1 protein-coding gene is annotated in these 1,089 nt (G+C 49.4%); it reads left to right on the forward strand.

What is annotated here, in order from left to right:
* Positions 1–1,089: cadherin-like domain-containing protein (locus BM739_RS19830; RefSeq protein ID WP_139326944.1), on the forward strand; the 1,089-nt coding region annotated here is incomplete at both ends.

Here is a 1,089-nt window from a genome sequence, read left to right on the forward strand (position 1 = left end):
TTGATTTAACCGTTAACCCAATCAACGATGCCGCAGTCGCACCTGATGTCGCATTCGAGATGAATGAAGACGGCATTATCATCATTACCGATGAGCAGCTACTGGCTGGCGCTACCGATATCGATGGTGATGACCTATCAATTGATTCAGTCACTTACACCGGCACCGACGGGGTACTGACCGACAATGGTGATGGCACCCATAGCTTTGCGCCAAACGAAAACTTCAATGGCGATGTGCAATTAGAATTTGGTGTTAGCGATGGCACCGTTGTGACCCCAGCAAACATTGATATCGCMGTTGCCGATGTCAACGATGCGCCGGTTGCAGGCAGCACAAGTTACACAGTCAACGAGGAYGGCCAAATCACCATTAGCGCTGAGCAATTGCTGGCCAACTCTAGTGATGTGGACGGCACGGTTTCACTTGATAGTGTGAGCTACTCAGGTACCGACGGTGTATTAATCACCAATGAAGATGGCTCAGTGACCTTCTCACCAAACGAGAACTTCAACGGTGACATCAGCTTAGATGTGGTGGTTATCGATGATGATGGTGCAACGGCCACAACAACGGCAGGCATTGAAACTATCGCAGTGAACGACACACCAGTGGTTGATGGTAATGTCGCTTACTCGGTTGACGAAGACGGCTCAATTACCCTCAGCCAAGAGCAACTTCTTGCTAATGCATCTGATGTTGACGGTGACAACCTAAGCGCTGAAAACCTATCAGTAGGCGATAACGCTACCGTGGTGGCTAACCCCGATGGCAGCTTTACCATCACCCCTGATGCGGACTTTAATGGCGATTTAGACTTAAGCTTTGATGTCTCTGATGGCACTACCACAGTAGCAACAGGTGTTGATTTAACCGTTAACCCAATCAACGATGCCGCAGTCGCACCTGATGTCGCATTCGAGATGAATGAAGACGGCATTATCATCATTACCGATGAGCAGCTACTGGCTGGCGCTACCGATATCGATGGTGATGACCTATCAATTGATTCAGTCACTTACACCGGCACCGACGGGGTACTGACCGACAATGGTGATGGCACCCATAGCTTTGCGCCAAACGAAAACT

The organism is Shewanella sp. UCD-KL21 (assembly GCF_001957135.1).
Taxonomy (GTDB): domain Bacteria; phylum Pseudomonadota; class Gammaproteobacteria; order Enterobacterales; family Shewanellaceae; genus Shewanella.